21 protein-coding genes, 2 pseudogenes and 1 other annotated feature are annotated in these 21630 nt (G+C 61.8%); of the genes and pseudogenes, 5 read left to right on the top strand and 18 right to left on the bottom strand.

The window, feature by feature from the left end:
• Window positions 1-87: 87 nt before the first annotated feature.
• On the bottom strand, window positions 88-483 hold the full coding sequence (locus HJB82_RS22555) for an Ohr family peroxiredoxin (RefSeq protein ID WP_221132852.1): 396 nt from the start codon (window positions 481-483) through the stop codon (window positions 88-90).
• A 256-nt stretch (window positions 484-739) separates the two neighbouring features.
• Here HJB82_RS22555 and HJB82_RS22550 point away from each other — a divergent pair, with 256 nt between their 5' ends.
• Entirely contained in the window at window positions 740-1537 is a 798-nt protein-coding gene (locus HJB82_RS22550; protein ID WP_221132851.1) for a class I SAM-dependent methyltransferase, read from the top strand.
• A gap of 15 nt (window positions 1538-1552) precedes the next feature.
• On the opposite strand, the gene HJB82_RS22545 is transcribed toward HJB82_RS22550, so the two are convergent.
• The gene (locus HJB82_RS22545) at window positions 1553-2176 is read right to left on the bottom strand and encodes a hypothetical protein (RefSeq protein ID WP_221141487.1); all 624 of its coding nucleotides are present in this window, start codon (window positions 2174-2176) and stop codon (window positions 1553-1555) included.
• 166 nt (window positions 2177-2342) lie between these two features.
• Between HJB82_RS22545 and HJB82_RS22540 the strand changes: the two are divergent.
• Window positions 2343-3087, top strand: a pseudogene (locus tag HJB82_RS22540) (M20/M25/M40 family metallo-hydrolase).
• A gap of 104 nt (window positions 3088-3191) precedes the next feature.
• Here the strand turns inward: HJB82_RS22540 and HJB82_RS22535 are convergent.
• The 4 genes from HJB82_RS22535 to HJB82_RS22520 form a co-directional block, all read right to left on the bottom strand.
• The gene (locus HJB82_RS22535) at window positions 3192-3539 is read right to left on the bottom strand and encodes a CAP-Gly domain protein (protein ID WP_221132849.1); all 348 of its coding nucleotides are present in this window, start codon (window positions 3537-3539) and stop codon (window positions 3192-3194) included.
• 136 nt (window positions 3540-3675) lie between these two features.
• Entirely contained in the window at window positions 3676-4989 is a 1314-nt protein-coding gene (locus HJB82_RS22530; protein ID WP_221141486.1) for an extensin family protein, read from the bottom strand.
• A 206-nt stretch (window positions 4990-5195) separates the two neighbouring features.
• Entirely contained in the window at window positions 5196-6764 is a 1569-nt protein-coding gene (locus HJB82_RS22525; protein WP_246762670.1) for a heme peroxidase family protein, read from the bottom strand.
• Window positions 6765-7259: 495 nt separating this feature from the next.
• A complete protein-coding gene (locus HJB82_RS22520) occupies window positions 7260-9077 on the bottom strand; it encodes a methyl-accepting chemotaxis protein (protein ID WP_221141485.1) in 1818 nt (605 codons plus the stop codon).
• 289 nt (window positions 9078-9366) lie between these two features.
• Here HJB82_RS22520 and HJB82_RS22515 point away from each other — a divergent pair, with 289 nt between their 5' ends.
• Window positions 9367-9753: an acyl-CoA thioesterase gene (locus HJB82_RS22515; protein ID WP_164012065.1), complete on the top strand. Its 387-nt coding sequence runs from the start codon at window positions 9367-9369 to the stop codon at window positions 9751-9753.
• Window positions 9754-9772: 19 nt separating this feature from the next.
• Window positions 9773-10360, top strand: coding sequence for a hypothetical protein (locus HJB82_RS22510; RefSeq protein ID WP_221141484.1), 588 nt, complete (start codon window positions 9773-9775; stop codon window positions 10358-10360).
• Window positions 10361-10491: 131 nt separating this feature from the next.
• Here HJB82_RS22510 and HJB82_RS22505 read toward each other — a convergent pair whose 3' ends face one another.
• The 9 genes and pseudogenes from HJB82_RS22505 to HJB82_RS22465 form a co-directional block, all read right to left on the bottom strand.
• Window positions 10492-11676 (bottom strand): DUF1501 domain-containing protein, encoded by a 1185-nt coding sequence (locus HJB82_RS22505; RefSeq protein WP_221141483.1) that lies wholly within the window; start codon window positions 11674-11676, stop codon window positions 10492-10494.
• Between the two features lie 11 nt (window positions 11677-11687).
• Entirely contained in the window at window positions 11688-13199 is a 1512-nt protein-coding gene (locus tag HJB82_RS22500; protein WP_221132845.1) for a DUF1800 family protein, read from the bottom strand.
• 121 nt (window positions 13200-13320) lie between these two features.
• Complete coding sequence (locus HJB82_RS22495; protein WP_164012071.1) at window positions 13321-13668, bottom strand: DMT family protein; 348 nt, start codon at window positions 13666-13668, stop codon at window positions 13321-13323.
• A gap of 392 nt (window positions 13669-14060) precedes the next feature.
• Entirely contained in the window at window positions 14061-14870 is an 810-nt protein-coding gene (locus HJB82_RS22490) for a class I SAM-dependent methyltransferase (protein ID WP_221132844.1), read from the bottom strand.
• A gap of 147 nt (window positions 14871-15017) precedes the next feature.
• On the bottom strand, window positions 15018-16484 hold the full coding sequence (locus tag HJB82_RS22485; protein ID WP_221141482.1) for a SulP family inorganic anion transporter: 1467 nt from the start codon (window positions 16482-16484) through the stop codon (window positions 15018-15020).
• Between the two features lie 69 nt (window positions 16485-16553).
• Window positions 16554-16609 (bottom strand) — a sequence feature (sul1 is cis-regulatory element that is thought to sense ions involved in sulfur or methionine metabolism; They are found in Alphaproteobacteria).
• Window positions 16610-16787: 178 nt separating this feature from the next.
• Window positions 16788-17039, bottom strand: coding sequence for a hypothetical protein (locus HJB82_RS22480; protein WP_207580864.1), 252 nt, complete (start codon window positions 17037-17039; stop codon window positions 16788-16790).
• Between the two features lie 55 nt (window positions 17040-17094).
• Window positions 17095-17475, bottom strand: a complete 381-nt coding sequence (locus tag HJB82_RS22475; protein ID WP_207580865.1) for a response regulator — start codon at window positions 17473-17475, stop codon at window positions 17095-17097.
• Between the two features lie 444 nt (window positions 17476-17919).
• Window positions 17920-18708 carry a thioredoxin family protein gene (locus HJB82_RS22470; RefSeq protein ID WP_221117601.1) on the bottom strand — a complete coding sequence of 263 codons (789 nt, stop codon included), beginning with the start codon at window positions 18706-18708 and terminating at the stop codon, window positions 17920-17922.
• Window positions 18709-18899: 191 nt separating this feature from the next.
• Window positions 18900-19244 (bottom strand): annotated as a pseudogene (locus HJB82_RS22465) (adenylate/guanylate cyclase domain-containing protein); the annotation flags it as partial.
• 233 nt (window positions 19245-19477) lie between these two features.
• Here HJB82_RS22465 and HJB82_RS22460 point away from each other — a divergent pair.
• Window positions 19478-20245, top strand: coding sequence for an adenylate/guanylate cyclase domain-containing protein (locus tag HJB82_RS22460; RefSeq protein WP_207580867.1), 768 nt, complete (start codon window positions 19478-19480; stop codon window positions 20243-20245).
• Between the two features lie 142 nt (window positions 20246-20387).
• Here the strand turns inward: HJB82_RS22460 and HJB82_RS22455 are convergent, their stop codons facing one another.
• From HJB82_RS22455 to HJB82_RS22445, 3 genes are all read right to left on the bottom strand, one after another.
• Window positions 20388-20765, bottom strand: a complete 378-nt coding sequence (locus HJB82_RS22455; protein ID WP_207580868.1) for a hypothetical protein — start codon at window positions 20763-20765, stop codon at window positions 20388-20390.
• A 137-nt stretch (window positions 20766-20902) separates the two neighbouring features.
• Window positions 20903-21292, bottom strand: a complete 390-nt coding sequence (locus tag HJB82_RS22450; protein WP_207580869.1) for a hypothetical protein — start codon at window positions 21290-21292, stop codon at window positions 20903-20905.
• Window positions 21293-21393: 101 nt separating this feature from the next.
• Window positions 21394-21618: a DUF982 domain-containing protein gene (locus tag HJB82_RS22445; RefSeq protein WP_246762760.1), complete on the bottom strand. Its 225-nt coding sequence runs from the start codon at window positions 21616-21618 to the stop codon at window positions 21394-21396.
• Window positions 21619-21630 lie beyond the last annotated feature (12 nt).

The raw sequence follows: 21630 nt of genomic DNA, 5'->3' as shown, positions 1-21630 counted from the left end.
CAGGGTTGCTGCCAGCTCAGAAACGGGTCTGCCGCCGATCGGCAGACCCCCGCTTGAAGATGTCGGCGCGAGGCCGGCCCTTCCCGTTCAGACGAGCTTGGTTTCGACGTCGATATTGCCGTGCACCGCCTTGGAATAGGGGCAGATGCCATGGGCTGCCTCGATCAGCTCCTGCGCGATCTCGCGATCGATGTCTGCCAAGCTGACATTGAGCCGTGCACGTAGGAAGTAGGAGCCGTTGTCGCCGTTGAGCGTAATCTCAGCATCGACTTCGGGACCGGCCGGCAGCGTGATCTTCCGCTGCGCGGCGGCGAGCTCGATGGCGCCGATATAGCAGGCCGACCAGGCGGTGCCGAACAGGTTTTCGGCCGCCGGATGCGGCTGCGGCAGCTTGATATCGAGCGTGCCGCCGCTGCTGCGTGCGTAGCCGTTGCGGCCGCCGGCGATGTGGGTCTTCCCGGCGAAAAGAAGCTTCTCAGTCATTGTCATGCCCTTTCGGCTTGATGATCTTCATCGCATCCGATTGATTCGGATGCGATCTAATATGCCGAACTGAATTCGATGTCAACACCATTCCGATTTAGTCGGATACGATTTATTTTTCTCATAGCATAAGGCTTGAGCCAGCCGCGCAGGCAAGCTCGACCGGTTGCGCATAGTCACGTCTTGTCCAGGAACGACGCCCTCTATAGGCTCTGCCTGGATGCCCGAGGCTTCACGAGAAAGGCGGAGAGTTGAGATGTCCTCCATAACTGAAGGCAATGCCGTGCAGTATGGCGACAGCCGCAAGCTCGCCGCCCGGGCCAGGCTCCATACTGAATATACCATCGCCGAAACGGGCTGGTTTCCGTGGGTTGCCGCGCATCTGCCCCTGAAACCGGGAGATCGCGTCCTCGATGTCGGCTGCGGGCCGGCATGGTTCTGGGCGGCAACGGCAGGTCTTCTGCCGGAGGATCTGCAGCTGACACTCGCCGACCTTTCGCCAGGCATGGTCGACGAGGCGGCGGCGCGCTGCGGCGCACTGCCCTTCGGTTCCGTTCAAGGCCGCCAGGCCGATGCAGCTGCACTCCCCTTCGAAGACGGCGCCTTCGATCTCGTGATCGCCATGCACATGCTCTACCACCTGCCCGACCCGGCCGCCGGCATCGCGGAGATGTCGAGGGTGCTGAAGCCGGGCGGCTTTCTCGCGGTCACCACCAACGGCATCGGCAACATGCGTGAGGTCTACCAGCTGACGACCGTCTTCGGCAGCGCGCCGACCGATCCTGCGGCCGAAGCCTTTGGATATGACGCCGCCGAAGGAATAATGCGGTCGCAATTCACAAACGTCGCGATGTCGCAGTACCCTGCAAGCATGCGGATCACCGAGCCCGAGGATGTCTTCCTGGCGCTGACCTCCTATCCGCCCGGCGAAGGCGCCGACGAGCCTCAGCTCAGCCGCTTCCGCCAGGCCATCGCCGATGCCTTCAGGCAAGGCAGCGGCGCGCTCGATGTCAGCAAGGAGACTGGGCTATTCCTCAGCAAGAAGACGGCCTGATCGGATCACCGCCTTTCAGGATCGCGACCGGCCGTCGTCGAACAGCGTGGCAAGCCACTGGTAGTAGCGCGGCTGGTTGGTTCTGAGCTGGCTGCGTGAATAAGGCGGCCGGTCGATATCGCCGAACAGATAGACGCTTGCCGTCACAGCGAAGAATTCGCGGTCGTTGCTCATCATATAGGAATCGCTCGGCCAGAGCGCCCGACCGCTATTGAAGAATTGTTTGACGTCGGAATTGCCAAATCCGCCCGGGAGCATCCGGTCGTTATAAGCATGCAGAAACTCATGCAGGATGATCGGCTTGTCGGGCTCGAGCCCCCTGACGCGCAGGTCGATACCGGTCTTGCTGCTGTAATGGCCAGGCCCGAAACTCGCAGCAGCGGGATTGGCCCAGATTCGGATTGTCTGCATGAATTTGAGGATGTCGGGCTTCAGATCGACATGCTCGACGATGTCGAGCTGCCGCTTGACGGCCGTGACCATCTCCCGATCGGGTTCCGCACCCCTGGCATTGGTGAGATCGACCTGCCATCCGTGATAGTTGAAAACGAGCGGATCAGCGGCGTCCGCTCCCGTCGCTGCAATAGCAAAACCGATGGCGGCGCAAAGCGACGCCAGCACGTTCCAAACCGGCCTCATGGTCTCTCCTCCGCATCTTACGCACGGACTGTCGCACAGACAACCGGACTGCACAATCGCGTGCCGCCGCGTGGCGTCTTCGGCCCAAACGCGGCAAAAGGGCGATGACACCGGACGAAGACAGACAGGCCGTTTCGATGAAACCGGCATGATGTTATGCTGCGGCATGACACGCGAAGCCGCCATAGCAAGAGCAGAGGCCTATTTCGATTCCGGATCGTTCCGGACCGATCTGGCGCGCCGCGTCGCCATGCCGACAGAGCGCCAAAACCCTGACCGCAGTCAGGTGTTGCTCGATTATATCGAGACAGAGCTCACACCGACCTTCGCAGCGCTCGGTTTTACCTGCCGCACGTTGACGGAAGGCGGCTGGCTTTTTTTCTTCGCCGAGCGCATCGAAGATTCCGAGCGGCCGACTGTGCTTGGTTGGCCACGGTGACGTGATCCGCGGGCTCGATGACGGCTGGGACGAAAGCCTGTCGCCGTGGAGGATGACCGAACGTGACGACAGTTGGTATGGGCGCGGCGTCGCCGACAACAAGGGGCAGCATAGCATCAACATCGGTGCCATCCAGGCCGTGCTGGAAACACGCGGCAAACTCGGTTTCAACGCCAAGTATCTTATCGAGATGGGTGAGGAGCGGATACCACCTGGCTTGCGCGAACTCGCCGTCACGCACAAAAAGCCGGCTATCCTGCCGAACCTCGGCGCATCGTTGCCGAACGACACCTTCTCCGAGACCCTGGAACTCCCGACGATCTGGGTTCCCCATTCCTATCCGGGATGCTCCCAGCACGCCCCGAACGAGCATCTTCCCCTATTTACCGCCCGTGAAGGCCTCGCATTGATGGCCGGCCTCTATTGGCACCTCGACGAACCCGGCGTGCCGGTCGGCCGGCAGACAACCTAGACGCCGCCGACCATTCACGCCTCCGCGCCCGAAGACATGCTGAGGAAAAAATCGAGGAGCGGGCGACGTGTCCACGGCTACCTGATCAGGCTGGCAGAGCGGCGCTAGACCTTCTCTTTCTTCCTGACCTTTTCCTTCGGTTCCACCGGTGCATCCGGCGTCGGGGCCAAAAGCTTGCGCAGCGATGAAATCTTGTCCTTCACAAGCGGCCGGAAGCGCGTCGCTCGATAAGGCATGTCGGCCGCACCGTAACCTTCCGGCCCGTCGTCGTTGCCGCGATTGATTTCCGCGAGCTTCACCCCGATGAACGTGCCGTCGATATAATGGGTATATTCGCCGACCCAGCGGATCGTATAGATCTCGCCCTTGCGAATGAGTTGGTCGATGCTGACATGCTTGAAGGTATCGTTAATACAGACGACCTTCTGGCCGACATGGAAATCATAGCTCATGGATCAAACTCTCGAACGGCAATCCGCTTGACCGATCTATAGCGCGCCGGACCGCAGGGATGAACCATTTTCTGCCAGCGGGCTTTTTTGCCGCGACAAAGCCGCACCCGCGCGCCACGGTTCAAGGCGAAATGCATCAGTCGCAATAGGCCTTGCCGCTCTTGCGGGACCGCAGATCGAAATGGAAATGGTTCCAGTGTTCGGGGTTGCTGCCAGGGCCGAGCACGGTATTGAAATAGCGGCAACTGTCGCTGCGCACCGCCTTCAGCAGCCGGCCTTCGCGCAGCGAAAAGAGACCCTTTTTGCGTACGTCGATCTCGTGGCCGTTCTTCAGCACGAACTTGCCGACGTCGATCGCGTTGCCGCGAGCGTGTTCCGACATCGGATTGTATTTCTGCCGGCTGTTGTTCATGCGCCGGCAGGAATAGCCGCCGAGCGGCTGGATCGTCTTGATGCCGCTCCAGTAGCGGTAGCGGGCGGACGGTGCCAACTCGTTCTTCACCCATTTGGCGAAGGCGAGCGTCACCTGGCAGTTCAGCGTCACCGCCGGCTGCACGCCAATATTGCCGGAAAGCCCCTTCAGCGACACCGGATAGGGCACCTGACAGGCAGGCCCGTTGGAAATCGGCGCCTTTTCGTCGAAGAGCACACCCATACGCTTCAGCTCGCGCCGGCAGGCAAGCTCGGAGGTCGGCATGACGCTGGGGTCGACGGGTGCCGCCGGTTCGCTCATCATCGGATTGTTCGGTCGCAGCATCGAGACCTCTTCGCTTTCGTCCTCTTCCGGAACGCGTGACGGCGCCACCACAGGGCTGCCGTCGTTCCAGGCCGGCGCCCGGCTCATTTGCGCTTGTGCCGCCGGCTGCGGCATCGCCCGCGGTACGGGCTGGCGTAGCGGCTGGTTCACCTGCTTCGGGCTATCGGTGCCGATTCCGTCAACGACCGGCTCCGTCGCATTTCCCTCGGCGATCTGCTGCTGTTGTTCCTGCGCCAACCCGACGACCGGCTCTGCCCCAAGCTCGTCATCCATATTGACGCCGCCGGACGGGACCGCAAGGTTCTGCGTGCCGCCCCAATTGCTGCTCGACTGGCCCGCCGCCAGCGCCTCGTCGCTGTCGATCATCGGCAGGCGGCCCCTGCGCGCCGCCGGCGCGGCATGGCCGGCGCCGGCAAGGTTCGGCGTATCGAGGTAGTCGACGGACCCCTGGCTATTGCCGGCAGGCGCACTGGAAACTGGATAGGAGGCCTGGCTTTCCGCGGGCGCAAGGCGCTCCGAACGCGCCATGCGGACCGAGGGCGCCATGCGCGCCGCCGGCGAGATCGAGCTCACTCTGGTGCCGTTGTCGACATTGGCCGGCGGCACAAGCCCCTCGCTGATCGAACAGGTGGTCAGCGACGCCGAGAGCAGCAGGGGCAAAAGGGCTCGCCGAGGAAAGGAAACAAACGCCATACTCTTATCGCTTCCGCAGGCCGACTGGGCAGTGACAGAAAAAACTCACTCCAATTTTAATTAAGAACGGTGAATGAAAACTTACCGGCACAATCTGAACGCGACGAATATGAAAAAGGCCGCTTTCGCGGCCTTGAGATTGGCGATAGATGCAACTTTTGCTCGGCGTCCTCCCCGGCCACTCCCGCAGCCTTGCTCGACATCGGCTACCTGTTGGTGAAATTGATCAGATCCGCCATGGTGAAATGCCCCGCCCCTGCGCTCGGCAATGTCGGCCGCCATTTCGGCCATTGCGCCAGGAAGGAATGCCGATCCTCGCGGATCAGGCCGGCGATGACCTCGGCGATGATCGTGCCGCCGACCGGCCCGAGATGCTGGCTGTTTCCAAAGATCTCCGCCTCGCGCAGGATGTAGAACCACAACGGCGCGTTATCCTTGAAAATCCCGGACTGATCGCTCAGCAACGCGCCGCGCGCCCGCTTCCTCTCGGCATCCTCGCTGTCGAACAGCTGCTCATCCGACAGCGCCTCCATTTCCATATGGCGCGCCACCGCCTGGCCGGAAGGCAGTCCGAGCCGCCAGCCGCGCAGCAGGTTCAAGGCGGCGAGCGCCCTGCGGATATGGATCGGCTCCCTTTGGTGATCGGGCAGGCTCGTCAGCGGATCGACCAACGTCGTATCGAGCTTGTAGGAGGGCTGCGGCAGGACTGCGCCAGCCGGCGGCGCCCCTTCGGGCGCGACCCCGTCGAAGAAGAAGGCCCAGTCGATCGCCCAGAAGTCGGGTAACTCGCGAAAACCGTTCAAATTTGCCCGCGGGTGCTGGATCACGTCAGTCAGAGAGAAAATCGGAATGCGATTGAACTTTGCCTTTTTCCCGTTGAACCGCTGCTCGATCGGGTCGGGCCTCGTGACGGTTCGGTTCAGCGAATAGCTCGGTCTCACCATTGTATGACCGTATCGGTATGCCGCCACCGAGAATTCGACGGGGATGAAGGCGTAGCGGCCCTGTGGATTGTAGAAGCGGACATTCGGCTTTTCGCCTCTCCCGACGATGACGCGCTCGTAGGTCTCTTTGCCGATGATACGGGGCAGGAAATCATGCAGGACGATCCACTGGTAGTGCCAGCGCACCGTCTGCTGACAGAGCCCGAAATCGCGGCTGCGCGACGTATCGACGACCTTGTTGTGGAACCGGAGGAAGGTGGCGTGGAGCTGCGAGACGATCACGTTTTCGTCGTTGCGCTTGTCGCCGAGCAGCGCGCGCCGGATTTCGGCCGCGTTCCTCGGCAGATCGGGGCGGCTGTTTCGAGTCTTGTCGAAATCCTTGTCGTCCCCGAGCAACAGATGAAGTTCATCGTCCTCGTAGAGGAAAGGCTGATCGGCCGGCCCCGAACCATAGACGGAGTCCAGGTCGAGGCGTGGCGTACGGAAATCCTGCAGAGCATCCGGATCGTTGAAGCGGTCGAGCGACGAGACCGGATCGAATGTGATGTCATGATCGAGAAACTGACCGAAATAGGTGAATCCGGCAGGAATTGCCGGGTTCTCGTCTTCGGGCTCCCGCTCGTCAAGCGCGACATCGACGGGTTTTCCCTCTTCGATCTTCTCGGCGAACTCCCCCTGGAACATCGTTTTCGCAAGATCGGTGAGTGCATCCTCGGTAAACGCGGCGGCCGGCAGGTTGCGAAACATCCTCCCGAATCTCTGGTCGCGAACACTCGAATGCGCGACGCTATCCATGCCTCTTACTGGCGAACCATGCTTGCTGCGAGCCATTTCGGCCTCCCTCGGTTACTGAACTGGAATGCGGCAGCGATGCGATGAGGGGCAGCGTTATCGGATGCGGAGGACTGGAATCCTCGAATTCGGGAGACACACGACGGCCATGCCAAGGCCGCCGTGGCCGTGGTCCCGGATAGTTTGCGAAATTGGAGAATTATGGTGGCTTCCGCAACGACAGCAATCGCTATCTTCGAAATACCATGCCCTCACCTACAACCTGAATGAAGCATAGCGTAAGGTAAATTGCAATGATATTCGCTTGAAGATTGAATCTGCTGCTTTTTATCAAACACATCAGCCAGGTATATCAGCCTGAAGATCTTGGAATTCCGCCGGCCCACGATCCTCTCTACTCGAAAGGATCATGCTGCGTCGCGATCCGCGCATCTGACGCGATGACGGCGCCACAACGAAAAGAGCCGTCGTTGCGGCTCTTTTCCTGACGTTCCGGTCTGAAGCCGTTGTGAGGCCGTTACTTCGCTCTTGCCTTCACGCGGCCCGCGTATACCTCGTCTCGGCCCGCGGCTCGGCGCGCAGGCGGAAATTCGCAAGCAGCGTCTTCAGCTGGGTGCTCTCGTCGGCAAGCGTGCGGCTTGCCGCCGTCGTCTCCTCGACCATTGCCGCGTTCTGCTGCGTCATCTGGTCCATATGATTGACGGAGCCGTTGATCTCGTTGAGCCCGGTGGACTGCTCGCGGGCTGCCGTCGCAATCGATGCCACGTGGTCGTTGACGCGGTTGACCAGCCCTTCGATCTCCACCAGCGCCTCGCCCGTCGAGCGCACCAGCGCCACTCCGCCCTCGACTTCCGCCGCCGACCGGCTGATCAGCGTCTTGATCTCCTTGGCCGCATTGGCCGAACGCTGCGCGAGTTCGCGCACCTCCTGGGCGACGACGGCAAAGCCACGGCCCGCCTCGCCGGCGCGCGCGGCCTCGACGCCGGCGTTCAGCGCCAGAAGGTTCGTCTGGAAGGCGATCTCGTCGATCACGGAGATGATCTGGTTGATGCGGCTCGAGGATTCCTCGATGCGGCCCATCGCCGTCACCGCATTGCGGACGATGTCGCCGGAGCGCCCGGCGCTGACTTTGGTCTCGGCCACCATCTCGCGCGCCTCGTTCGCCCGCTCGGATGCCGTCTTGACCGTCGCGGTGATCTCGTCGAGTGCCGCTGCCGTCTCTTCGAGGGCTGCCGCCTGCTGTTCGGTGCGCTTCGACAGATTGCCGGTCGCTTCGCTGATGTCGGAAGCGCTCTCGTTGACCACGCGGCTCGATTCGGCGATCGCCTGGATAACGCCGTTCAACGCATCGACGGCGGTGTTGAAATCGCTTCTAAGCTTGGCGTAATCCTCGCCGATATCGTCGATCGCAACTGTCAGATCGCCGCCTGCGAGCTTTTCCAGGCCAACGCCGAGCGCCTGCATTGCCCGGTTTTGCCGGTCGGAGGCCGAGCGCAGGCTTGCCTCGTTGCCGCGTCGCTCATCCTCGATCTGCCGCTGCCTTTCATCTTCCCGTCCGCGCAGCGCGCTGCGTTCGTCGACGGAGTCGCGCAGCACCAGCAATGCCTTGGCCATCTGGCCGATCTCGTCGCGCCGGTCGCTGCCGGCGATTTCCACTGACGCCTCTTCGGCGGCGATCGCATTCATCGCCGCCTTTAGCCGGGCGATCGGCGCCGTGACGCTGCGCACGATGGCGTAAGCGATGGCAATCGTGGCGGCGGCCCCGAGCAGGCAGAGCACCGCCGCCCAGATCGCGTTCTGACGATAGAGCGCGGCAAGATCATCGGCATAGACCCCGGTGCCGACGATCCAACCCCAGGGCTCAAAACCGGCGACATAGGAATATTTCAGCACCGGCTGATCGGCGCCCGGCTTCGGCCAGTAATAGTCGACGAAACCCTTGCCATCCTTCTTCACCTTGTTGACGAATTCGACGAACAGGAATTTGCCGTTCGGATCCTTCATCTGCGAGATATCAGTGCCATTAAGCGCCGGCTTGATCGGGTGCATCACCATGGTGGGATGCATGTCGTTGATCCAGAAATAACCGTCGGCGCCGTAGCGCATCGCACCGATCACGTCCTTGGCGGCCGCCTGCGCCTGTTCGCGGGTCATCGTGCCCGCCTGCTCCATCCTGTAATATTTGTCGAATATGCCGAGCGCCGTCGCATCCATCTGCGCCAGCCCCGCCTTCCGCTCCGCTTCCAGTTCGGAATAGGAATAGTTCAAAAAGAACACCATCGTCGCCGCCAGCACGGCAAGGGTGAAGCCTACGAGGCAGTAAAGGCGGGTGGAAATCTTGACGTTGCGCATGAGGTTCCCGGCGATTCTCGTAAATGATGTAGACCCATCTTGAATTGCCGGAATTACTGGAGCGTAAAGCTTATTTAGAGAATGATTAAATACCGTGAGGGAAGGCCGAAGCACTTAAAGTCAACCGTTTGAAATCGAATGGAATTTCGATAGGCAACGGCTGCAATATTTTTCGCCGCGCTTAGCTGCAGCGCCCGGCCATGCCGTCTTTTACAGCCCACAGCCTTTGCACTAGGCTATCGTCCAGTGAATCGCCGGCCGATGGCCCGCACCAGATGGAGAACCCTTGATGACCGATGCCGCCAAGCCGAGAGGCGAACTAACGCTCAGGACGCTCGCCATGCCGGGCGATGCAAATCCGGCCGGCGATATCTTCGGCGGCTGGGTCATGGCGCAGATGGACCTTGCCTCAGGCATCCGCGCCACCGAGCGCGCCAGGGGCCGCGTCGTCACCGCCGCCGTCAAGGAAATGGCCTTCGAGCTACCGGTCAAGATCGGCGACACGCTGTCGGTCTATACCGATATCGATCGCGTCGGCCGCACCTCGATCACGCTGATCGTCGAAGCCTGGGCGCACCGTGCGCGTTACGCCAAGATGGAAAAGGTGACCGCCGGCACCTTCATCATGGTGGCGCTCGACGAAGACGGCAAACCGAAACAAGTCCCCGAGGCGTGACAGACCAGGGGTCGAGAGCATGGAAACGGTCGGCTCGCCGGAGGTCTTCCTTCACATCAAGGTGGTGATGGGCATGGTCATCAGCCTTTCGCTTGCCAGAATGCTGACCGGCGTTGCCGGCATCGTCCAGCATCCCGCCAAGGCCAAAGTCTATGCCGTCCATCTTGGCTGGGCGCTGTCGATGTTTCTGTTCATCATCCATATCTGGTGGTGGGAATATCGCCTGCAGGCCGTGCCGGCCATCGGCTTCGGGATCTACCTATTCCTCGTCTGCTTCTGCAGCCTGTTCTTCCTGCTCTGCGCCCTGCTCTTTCCGGCGAGCCTCGATGAATATGGCGGCTACGAGGAATATTTCATTTCCCGCCGCAAATGGTTCTTCGGCATCCTCGGCCTCACCTACGCCGTCGATATTCTCGACACGGCGATCAAGGGCCATGAGCGCATCCTCGCGCTCGGCTGGGAATATCCCGCCCGAAACATCGTCTATATCCTCCTCTGCGCCATCGCCGCCTGGACCCCTAACCGTCGCTTCCATGCCGCCTTCATCACCGCCAACCTCGTCTATCAGGTCAGCTTCATCTTTAGGCTTTATGATGTGCTGGGGTGAGACGCGATCCCGCAAAGCGGGAGCAATCGATCCAGTGAATCGATTGCAGCGTCGAACGCCCTGAGCCCAAGCGAAGGGCCGGGCAACGGCTTGCTGCCTCCTATCCCCAGCGGGAGAAGAGGTGCAGCCACTCACCCACGCAAAAACTGCGACCCCTTGTCAAACCCCAACCCCGGAAAGATCTTCCCTGTCAGATCATCCACACCGACATCGAACTGCCGATACAACATCGCCGCGGCGAGTTCGCGCACATCGGCGGTCGGCATCAGGTCGCGGTCGTCGAGCAGCTGACCGTCGCCGATGCCCGGCCAGCGGCCAAGGATGCGGCCGCCGTTGATGGCGCCGCCGGCAAGCAGGGCGCATCCGCCGGTGCCGTGGTCGGTGCCGGCGGAGCCGTTCTGGCGGGCGGTGCGGCCGAATTCGGTCATGGCGAGCACCACCGTCTTTGCCCAGATTTCGGCCCCAAGCGTCGTCTTCAGCGTGTTGATCGCCTGCGCCAGATCCTGCACCGGCCGCTTGAACTGGCCGGCCTGGCCGATATGCGTGTCCCAGCCGGTGATCGAGAAGCTGGCGATGCGGTAGTCGTCCTTCAGCATGTTGGCCGCAAGCGCTGCCACGTCCGCGGTCTTTTCGCCGCGCTGGCCATCCGGCTCGACCATCATCGAGGCGGAGTCGGCCCGCGTTGCTTCGGCAAGTGCAGCGGCAAACGGCGGATCACCGGCATAGAGCCGCGTCAGGAATTGCATCTCGTCGCGCGCCGGCGCCAGATTGGAATCCGACGCCCAGACGTCGACGTCGTTCGGGCCGGAGAGGATCAGCTCGGTCGAGGTGTTGACGTCGATCGCCTTGCGTGCATCCGAGCGCGGAATGACGGCGAGCGCTCGGTTCAGCCAGCCGGTCTTTTCCTCGGCGACATGTTCGCCGCCGGATTCCAGCATGTCCTGCCCGTCGAAATGGCTGCGCTGGTCGCGATAGGGCGTCGACACCGCGTGCACGAAGGCAAGCTCCCGGCTCTTCCACAGCGGCATCAGGTCGGCAGCGGCGGGATTGAGGCCGAAATGCCCATCGAGATCGAGAAGCCCGGTGTCGGGCGTCAGCGCCAGCGTCGGTCTGAGCGCGGCAAAACCCGCATCGCCATAGGGCTGCACCAGGTCCAGCCCGTCCATCGCGCCGCGCAACACGATGGTGACGAAACGGTTGTCTCCCGGCATCGCCGCGAAGGTGACCGGCGTGAAGACGGGGGCAGCGGCCAGACAACAAGCGGACGCTAGAAAGCCTCTGCGGGACAGTGAAATCCGGTTCATCGACAGCGTCATGGGCGGGCCTCCTATCGGCGGTTGAATTCGGGCGATGCCAGCACCAGCGTCAGGCCGCTGATCTTGTTCGGCGCCTGCGACACGACGCGGATCGTCTCGTCGCGCGCCGCATCGGCAAGCGTCGATTTCAGAAATTCGCGCGGATCCTCGTCGCGCCCAAATTGCGCCGCCGCCCGCCTTGCCCAAGCTAGCCGCTCGGCAAGCTGGCTGCCGGTAATCCAGGTGGAGAAGCCTTCCTCGAAGCCGGCCGGGCTCGGCGGCTGCCAGGTCGGCTGGCCCATGCGCTTCAGCGCCCCCTGCCCCAACGCTCGCGCCGTCCGGAAGGCCTTGAGCCGCGTGTCCCTCGCCTCGCCGGGAGGACCCGTCGCTATAGGCGAACCTGCCATTCCAGGCGTATTCGCCGCCATGTCGCCCTCATCAGTGCCTTGCTGGTTGGCCGCCAGAAAACTGCCGACGACGCCGTTGACTGGCCCCGCATTCAGCGCCCTCAGACCTGCAATGACATAGTCGAAAGGCTGGCGCGCCTTGGCCCCTTCGTTACGCCAGGCGGCAGGATGGTCGAGCATGGCGGTGTAGACGGCTGTGAGATCACCATCCGTCGTCTTCCAGACCATGGCCATGTCGGACACCATCCCCTCGTCGGGCTGGTCGGAGATAAAGTGCACTGCAAGCTTGCGGCTGATATGGGCCGCCGTCTTCGGGTGGACGGCGAGATCGTCGAGCATGTCGAGATAGTCGTCGCGCGAGCGCCGCCGCCCGCCATAGCTGACGCCGAGCACCTCATGCGTACCGGGCTCTGAGATATTCGGCCGGAAGGCGATGTCCATCTCCTTGCGGTCGATGGTGAGCCCCGTCAGCACCATGGCCGCCGCCGTGACATCCGCCTGGCTGTAGCCGCTGCCGGCGCCGAGCGTGTGCAGTTCCAGCAGTTCGCGGCCGAGATTTTCGTTCAGTCCCTTGTTGCGCTTGATGCCGCCGGCTGAATCCGGCCCCAGCGAATCCGCCTGGTCGAGATAGATCAGCATGGCCGGATGGGCGGTGGCACTGCGCAGCAGATCACCGAACCGGCCCGACATGAACGGCCGGATCGCCTCGGCCTCGTAGAGCGGCACGATGAGACGCATCGGCAAGCTCTTATTGGCGCTGGTGGAGAAATGATCGGTCCAGAAGGTCGCCAGCCGCTCGTAGAAGCCGTACGGCGACAGCACCGCCTGCATCAGCCGCAGATTTACATCGTGCTGAAACTGCTGCTGCGCTTGCCGCTGCACGCCCTTCCGCATCTCGCGCTGCGTCGTATCGTCGGTCACCGACTTGGCGTCCTGGCGGATCTGCTTCAGCTGCTCCTGCAGGCTGAGGATCGCGCGGTGGCGCGTCTCGGGACCGCCGAGCGGAAAGTCCGGCGTTGCCGCTGCCCCCTTGCTGAGCTGGCCGATCAGGTCGTCCTTGCTTTGCGGCGGCGCCTCACCCGGCCGGAAACCATAGCCGAACCGGATCGCCGCCATCGTCGGGAAAGAGAGGCTCATGGCCGGTCAACTCCTGATCACGTGGTAGTGACAAGCTGCCAGCCGATTGCGACGCCAATCTGTAGGAAATGTGGCGATTTCCAGACATGGACGATTTGTAATCTGTTGAAAAAACTGAAGTTTATGCCCGGAAGATAAAGGATGCCCCGATCGCGATGAGCGCGAAGCCGATCGCATGATTCCACGTCAGGTTCTCGCCGAGCCAAAAGATCGAGAAGCCGGCAAAGACCAGCAGCGTGATCACCTCCTGCATCGTCTTCAACTGGGCCGTCGTATAGACTGCCGAGCCGATACGGTTGGCCGGTACCGCCAGGCAATATTCGAAAAAGGCAATGCCCCAGCTGACCAGGATGGCAAGGAAGATGGCACTGCCCTTGTGCTTGAGATGCCCGTACCAGGCAAAGGTCATGAAGATGTTGGAGGCAAACAGCATGACAACGGGCCAGAGGGCGGCGGGAGAAAACGACATGGAATAACTCGGGGCTGTGGAGGGGAAATAGCTGATCCGGAGAGATACCGGCGGGCCTTACGTAGCACGCCGCCATCTGACGGCAAGCCCCAAGGCTCGGGCCAATCGTCTCACGCCACCGAGATGTCGCCGGCCGGCCTTTGCTTGTGCCTTGCCGCCGGCCTCCATCGCGATTGGCATGGTCGGGGCGTCGCACCACGGCTCTGGGGGCCGCGGCATCCGCGCAGCCCGAGAGGGCGGAGCCTCGAAGCACACGCCAACATTACTTCTTGCATTCATTCGGTGCCGGCGCGCCCGCCTCGTCCTTCGAGGCCCTGCCGGGCACCTCAGGATGAGGCTCTCCGGGGCGCCGGCGCATGCTCGCTGTCTCAGGGGCCGTTATACCGACACACCTAACCGCCGCCCGGCACCCTGCCCCGGCACGCCCACGCCACCGATGCGAACGACCGCGGGCCATCCGGCTCGCCGGCATCGTAAGCGGCCCTGACGGCTGTATCGACCGCTTTTCGCTTCGCCGGGTCCAGCCCCGCAATATACTTGCCGAGTGGTCCCTCGCCGGCGGCGATTGGGTCCCAATAGTCCCCAAAGGAAAGATATTCCATCCGGATCAGCAACGAAGTCTCCTCGACATCGGCAAGACCCTGCGCGATGAAGCTCTCCTTCATTTCCCCCGGCCGCATCATCGGCTGGAAACAATATTTGCGGCGTAAGGGCAGCGCGTTTTCGTCAAGCATCGCCACCGTATCCCACATCATCCTCATGCCGGACATGCCGCCATAATGGTCCCAGACGGCGGCCGCGACCACGCCGCCCGGGCGCACGACACGGGCCATCTCGGACACTGCCTTTCCCGCCTCGGGCACGAAATGCAGCACGAGCAGCGATATCGCCCTGTCGAAGCGATTATCCTCGAAGGGAAGCGCGCAGGCATCGCCCTGCCGGATCGTGATCCGCCGATCGGTGTTGCGCCGCGTTGCGGCCTCGACGAAAACCGGCGAATAGTCGACACCGACGATCTCCTGCAAGCTCGGCTTTTCCGCCAGCGTAAAGGTCAGGCTGCCGGTGCCGCAGCCGACATCGAGCACGCGATCCCCATCCGCCAACCCGGCGAAATCGATCAGCATCGGCGCCAGCCTCTTGCTCCAGCGCCCCATCAGCCGTTCATAACCATCCGCACTTTCGACATTGAAACTCGACGGCATCGAAGCCTCCCCTTCAAGGACGATGCGTGTCAATATGGACCCCCGACGGGCCGGCGCAAGCGGATAGTCATTCCCATACTTGTTATGGAATCCGCGCGCTGATTTTTCTATCCGGCAAAGCCTATGCTCCGCCTACCCTTGCCGCCGTCACACCCCCTCCAGCACCACCTTGCCATCGAGGCTTTCGATCAGCGTCGAACTCGCCTGGTTGAGGCCGGCAACCTCCACGGCGATGCCATGCGCCCGGAAGCGCTGCACGACCTTGTCGAGTGCGGCAACGGCGGTGATGTCCCAGAAATGCGCCTCGGAGACGTCGATCAGCACGGTCTTGCCAACAGCGTCCTGAACGTCGAACGCCTCGACGAAGACGTCGGCCGAGGCAAAGAACACCTGGCCGGACACGCGGTAGATGCGTTGCCCGGCGGCTTGATCGGGCGCCACCTCGATGCGCAGCAGGCGGGCGACCTTGAAGGTGAAGAACACGCCGCTGAGCAGCACCCCGACCGTCACCCCGAGCGCCAGGTTGGCGGTGAAGACGGTGACGACGACGGTCGTCACCATGACGGCGCTCGACATTCGGGGATGGACGACGACCGCTTTAAGCGACGACCAGTCGAAGGTGTCAATCGATACCATGACCATGATCGCCACCAGCGCGGCGACGGGAACCTCGGAGACCCATGGCTTCAGCAGCACCATCAGGATCAGCAGGAAGGCGCCGGCAAACAGCGTCGAGAGCCGGCCGCGCCCGCCGTATTTCACGTTGCTCACCGTCTGGCCGATCATGCCGCAGCCGGCAATGCCGCCGAACAGGCTCGCGGCGGCATTGGCAAGGCCAAGACCCGTGCATTCGCGGTTCTTCGAACTCGGCGTATCCGTGAGATCGTCGACGACGCTTGCCGTCATCATCGATTCCAGCAGCCCGACCATCGCGATGGCAAGTGCGGGTCCGGCGATGATCCTGAGGGTTTCCAGCGTCAGCGGCACCGCCGGCCAGCCGAACACCGGAAGCGAATCCGGCAGTTTGCCGAGGTCGGCGACGGTCAGAACGGGAAGTCCGAACCCGATCGAGGCGACGGTCAGGATCAGAACGCAGATCAACGGCGACGGGATCGCCGTCGTGATCCGCGGCGTCAGATAGATGATCGCAAGCCCGGCACTCAGCACGGCATATTCCGTCCAGCCGGCGCCGATGATGTGCGGCATCTGCGCAGCAAAGATCAGGATGGCAAGCGCATTGACAAAGCCGGTGCGCACGGATTTCGACACGAAGCGCATCAGCACGCCGAGCCGCAGCAGGCCGAACACGATCTGCATCAGCCCCGCCAGCAGCCCGGCCGCGAAGAGATAGGGCAAGCCGTGGGCATGCACCAGCGGTGCCGCGACCAGTGCGACCGACCCGGCCGCCGCCGAAATCATCGCCGGGCGTCCGCCGGTGAACGCAATGACGATGCCGATGACGAAAGAGGCAAACAGGCCGACCTCGGGATCGACCCCCGCCACGAATGAAAAGGCGATGACCTCGGGGATCAGGGCGAAAGTCGCAACCGCACCGGCAAGCATTTCGCGCGTGGGATTGGCGGACCAATCACGACGGATGGAGGAAAGCAGCATGGATAGAGTCTCGCAAAGCATGGCCGGGCTCGCTCTATCGAGCGGTCGTGTCGCGACATGCAGGTTTTGCGTTATCTGGCGGATCGGCGGCCAGAAGAGCCACCCGGGGTCTCACCGGGTCCGTGGTGAATGTCCGTGGTATAGACGAGATTTTTGCTGCAGCGCAACATTCAATTTCGCAGGGATGAAAGCGAAAGCTGCCAGCGAAATTGATGCGCCGCTTGCGATCGTGCCGGACGGGGCGATGAAAACTCGCCGCGAAGGTCCTCCTGCGCGATGGCGCGACTGGAGCCGAAGCCACCCTCACTGCCAGAGAAAGTCCGGGCCTGTGCTCTGGGACGTAAGCTTGAGTGTCCCGTCCGGCTGAACCACATAGCTTTCGAAAACACGGTAACCGAATTGACCGAGAAAGGTATGTTTGACCACAGTTCCCGGACGATAGGGTGAATGAATGACCTTTCCCCGATAGGTGAGGCTACCCGAAAGAGGCTGCGGGTCTTGCGCGCTGGCGCAGGCCGTGAGGGTGAAGAGAATGGCAACGAGTGTGTGCTTCATCCGGATCATCTCCCTGGAAGGTCCAGCGACGTGCACGACGTCAATCTCCTTCTTATCAGATCGCTGCCCTGCTGCGGTCGAAATCTTTGCGTCGGGCCGCCTCTGCCCGCGAGAGCGCGCTGACAATCCTTTCCTCGGAGAAAGGCTTGGAGATCACATCGAACGCTCCAGCGATACCGTTGCCGACACTCTCAGGACTGCCGGTCACGAAAATAACGTCCACGCCGAAGCGGTCGATCAGCCGACGGGCAAGCTGAGCGCCGCTCAGCCCGTCGGAGAGGTTGAGATCGACCAGCGCCACATCGCTTTTCTGAGCATAGGCGAGAGCTTGCTCAACCGTCGAAACCGGCCCGATTGTCTGGTGCCCGGCCTCTTGCGCAATGCGTTCGAGCTCCAACGCAATAGTATTCTCATCTTCAACGATCATGACCTTCATGGCTAAGCCTCCTCACCAAAGCCGGGTGCTCGGGCACACTGCCGGTAACGGGTACAACGCCGTCGACCCAAAATGTTTCCACTCTGCATTGAATTTCTTTCGGACATCAGACGCCGCCGCTGGCTAATCCTCCACTGCTGCAGCAGAATGCCGTCCAACGGCGCTTCGCCGTAGGAGACAGCCCGGAACACATCACAGAGGACGAAGGCGCAAAAGTTCCAGCCGCACCGGGCTCGATACGGCAGTGAGCGCTCTTCTGTCAGGTGTTTTTATGGTGGCGCTGCTGAATGCTGGCGGAAAGCGGATTTGTGCCGAGTCGGCGGCCCACCTGCCCGCCACCGTGACCGGCAAGGCAACGTCCCATGGCGGGAGATCCAATGATTTGACAGCGCCTTGCGGCGGACCGAAGCCCTTGGCCTCCGGTCCGCCGCAACTCGACCTCGCTCACGGTTTCGTATTTGCACTTTCGGCCCGGAACGCCGCCTCGCCGGCGTCGGAGACATCGACCCACTTCTTGTCCGGCTCGGCGTCTGCCACATAAGCGTCGTTCCAGTTCCACCATTTGTAGGTCGGGGTCTGAGGATAGCCCTCGGGCGAATCCTCCCAGACTTCCTGGCGGCCGAGTGGCGTGATATCGAGGTAGTTCCAGGTGCCGCCCATCTGCTCATCGCCGCGGTTGTTGATGAAATAGGTGCGGAAGATGCGCTCGCCGTCGCGGTAGAACACGTTGGTGCCGTGCCACTCGTCGACGCCGAAATCCTTGTCGAAACTGTCGGTGATCGTCACCCATGGTATCGTCCAGCCCATCCGCGCTTTCAGCCGGGCGATGTCGGCCTGCGGCGCGCGTGAGGCAAATACCAGCGTCGTATCGCGGGCGTTGAGATGGGCGACGTGAGCCACTTGATCGGCCACCATCGAGCAGCCGCGGCAGGCATGCTCGGGCCAGCCGAAGACGCCTGGCTCGTAGAAGGCGCGGTAGACGATCAGCTGGCGACGGCCCTCAAACAGTTCGGGCAGGCTGACCTTGCCCTGGGGTCCCTCGAACGCATAGGCCTTTTCGACCGCCATCCACGGCATGCGCCGGCGCTCGGCGGCCAGCGCATCGCGCGCACGGGTCTGCGCCTTTTCCTTTACCAGCATCTGCTCGCGCGCCGCCTCCCAGGCCTCCAGCGCCACGACCGCCGGTCTCTGCATGCTCTGTCCTCTCTTTCCATTTTCGGCTGAAGCAGTCATGGCTCAATCTCCTCGTTGGGGCGAATTCCCGCGCCTCGAAGCCCGGCTCATCGCGCGTTGTTCGGACATAGTCTCGCATCGGAAATCGAACAGTGGGAGTAACAAGTGTGACCGTATTCCCATTGCCCCGATCGCAGCCGCAGCGCCGGTCCGGATGATGCGTGAACAGGTGCTGGATGGAGCGCGTCAATGACGCCGTCGCCCTGGATGTCTTCGCCCTCGACGATGATATCGCCGAGATGGATGCCGATCCGGAACTCGAGCCCGTGCTCCGGAAGGGCCACGGCGTTGTGCGTGGCTTTCCGCTGCTGGACCTCCACCGCGCAACGCAAGGCATCGACGACGCTCTGGAATTCGACCAGCGAACCATCGCCCATGGTTTTGACCAGCCGGCCATGGTGACGCTCGATCGCCGGCTCGAAGACATCATTCTGGTCCGCCTGAAAACGCGCACGCGTGACCTCTTCGTCGATCTGGCTCAATCGACTGTAACCGACGACATCGGCGATTAGGATAGCTGCAAGACGGCGCTCCATCCCCGGTCTTTCCTGGAGAGCGAAGGTATTGTTAACAACATCCTATAGTAGGTCCCATCGCGATGCTATCGTCGCACCCGCGCAATAGTCGAATTGGCGGCGAGCGGTCCGATAAGAATGGCGCCAGACGAAATACTTCAAGCCATCGCAGCCTTCGACTATCAGCAGAGTTGCCAAAAGCAGGCGAGTATCGGAAGCTTGTTTTTTGGCTATAAGGCGACGGATTGTTCGATATGACCACAGCCTCTTCCAGTCGGCAGACCAGCCACGGCAGCGCCAGGATCTGCCGCGGCTGCTGGGACCAGATGCATATGCCGATCCCGATCGGCGGCCCGCTCGCCTTGCCGTTCCGCGCCTTGGGCATCACCCGCAGCAAGATGAACCCCGATATCTGCACGATCTGCGAACGTTCCTTTCAGTACGTCAAGAAGCAGCGCCAGATCACCGTCGACGCGACCATCCTGTTTGCCGATATCAGGGGCTTCACGGATCTGTCGGAGCGCATCGAGGCTGTGCAACTGAGCGAGATCGTCAGCCTGTTCCAGGATCGCTGCGCCCAGGCGATCTGGGCGCATGACGGCATCGTCAACAAGCAGATGGGCGACGGCCTGATGGCGATCTTCAATTTCCCGATCGTCCGCAACGATCACGCCGTCGCCGCGATCCGGGCCGCGCAGGAGATCCAGCGAAACTGCGCCGCGGCGCTGAACGGCCTGGTGCTCGACACATTGCCCGGCCGCACCCTCGGCGTCGGCGTCGGCATCCATTCCGGCGAGGTGCAGATCGGCGAATTCTCGAGCTTCCGCAGTGATTTCACCGCGATCGGCGGCATCGTCAACCAGGCGGCCAGGCTTGAATCCCAAGCCGCGGCGGGCGAGATTCTGATCTCTGCGGAAACGGCGACGAAGGCTCCCGACCTCGCAGCAGGCGCCGAAACGCGCATGCTTGCGCTGAAGGGCATCGAACAGCCGGTGCAAGCAAGCGTGCTGGTGAAGGGCTGAAGTACCGCACCTCTTTTTTCACGCTTTGATTGCTGGGGGAACCGACTGTAAGCGGGTTAACTCAGGAACAAGCGAAGGGATCTCTGGCTCTGACGACGTCCGAAAGGTGCTCGGCGAGGCTGCCAAGCGCCCCGCCGCTTCCTCAGTACTTCATGTTGCGTAATTCCGGAAAATCATAATAACGCAGCAGCTTATCATGGCAGCGATAGTCGTTCTTTTTCAGGTACAATATCATGTTGTGTTGCAAGCCCAGGCCGATATAGGACCAGTTCGGATTGCTGCGTTCCGTCGTGCGCGTGCAATAAGCGTATATCTGCTTTTCCGGATTCAGCAGAACCACGCTGGAAATCTCCGCCTTTACGAAGTTCCCCGGTTTAATGGTTCCCCGCAGAGCGTCGATGTACTCGCGTCGAACTGCGCTGGAAGGCGGCCGCTGGGAATCTGTAACGGACTGCGGCGCTGGCGTTTGGCAGCCGGTCAGCGCCAGCAGAGCGGCGCAGACAAGGAATTTGTTTTTCATTCAGTTGGATCTTCCTCTATTAAAATCGATAAATCGAGCTTTCCGGATGGCGGCGCTACCACGACGCTGGAGGCATGCCGCGCCGCCGGTCAACAAGGCCTGGAACGGCGACCCGGCCCGAGCCCTCGTCTCTTTCGTCAGGTCTTCATGCCGTTCATCTCCGGAAACGGGTAGTAACGCAGCCGCTTGTCGCGGCATCGATCGTCATTCGCCGTTGCGCCCAGCACTTTGCCCTCTGTGAACGAGACCCCGAGATAGGCCCAGTCTCCCCAGCTGTGCTTCGGCACCACCCGGACACAGTAAGCATAGATCTGTTTTTCGGGATCGAGCAGAACGACGCTGGATATGCGCGCCCAGACGACTTCTCCTGCTTCGTGTCTATAGCTTCTCTTGAACACAATATTGATGAAGTTCTGCCGGACTTCATTTGAGGGCGGACGCTGGGACTCTGCCACGGATTGCGACACCGGGGCGTTGCAGCCGGCGAGCGCCAGCAGAGCAGCGCAAACAAAGACTTTTATTCTCATTTCTTAAAGTCTCCAAAGAATCGGAGCGCATGTACGCTGCCTATTCCCACAAACACAGCGGGAATAATATTTGCAATACATGGCAAGAAATATCGTTGGCGTCACCGGCTGTCGACCGCATGACCGGCATCGTCCTCATGATCATCGATCGGCACGCCGGCTTCCAGCGCCGCAAGGATAAAGGCCTGCCTCACCGTCTCGGCCGGCATGCGCCCGGCAAGCCAGGCGCGGCAGAAATCAATCGTTCTCTGCTGATGGACGCCGCCATGGATCGGCCAGTCCGAGACGAGGGCATAAAGCGCATCCTGCGGCGAGCGGAGAACCAGCCGTTCGCCGAT

Origin of the sequence: Rhizobium sp. NZLR10 (genome assembly GCF_019685125.1) — a bacterium.
Classification (GTDB): Bacteria; Pseudomonadota; Alphaproteobacteria; order Rhizobiales; family Rhizobiaceae; genus Rhizobium.
Note: the sequence above shows the minus strand (reverse complement) of the source record. Positions and strands in the feature narration are given on the sequence as shown.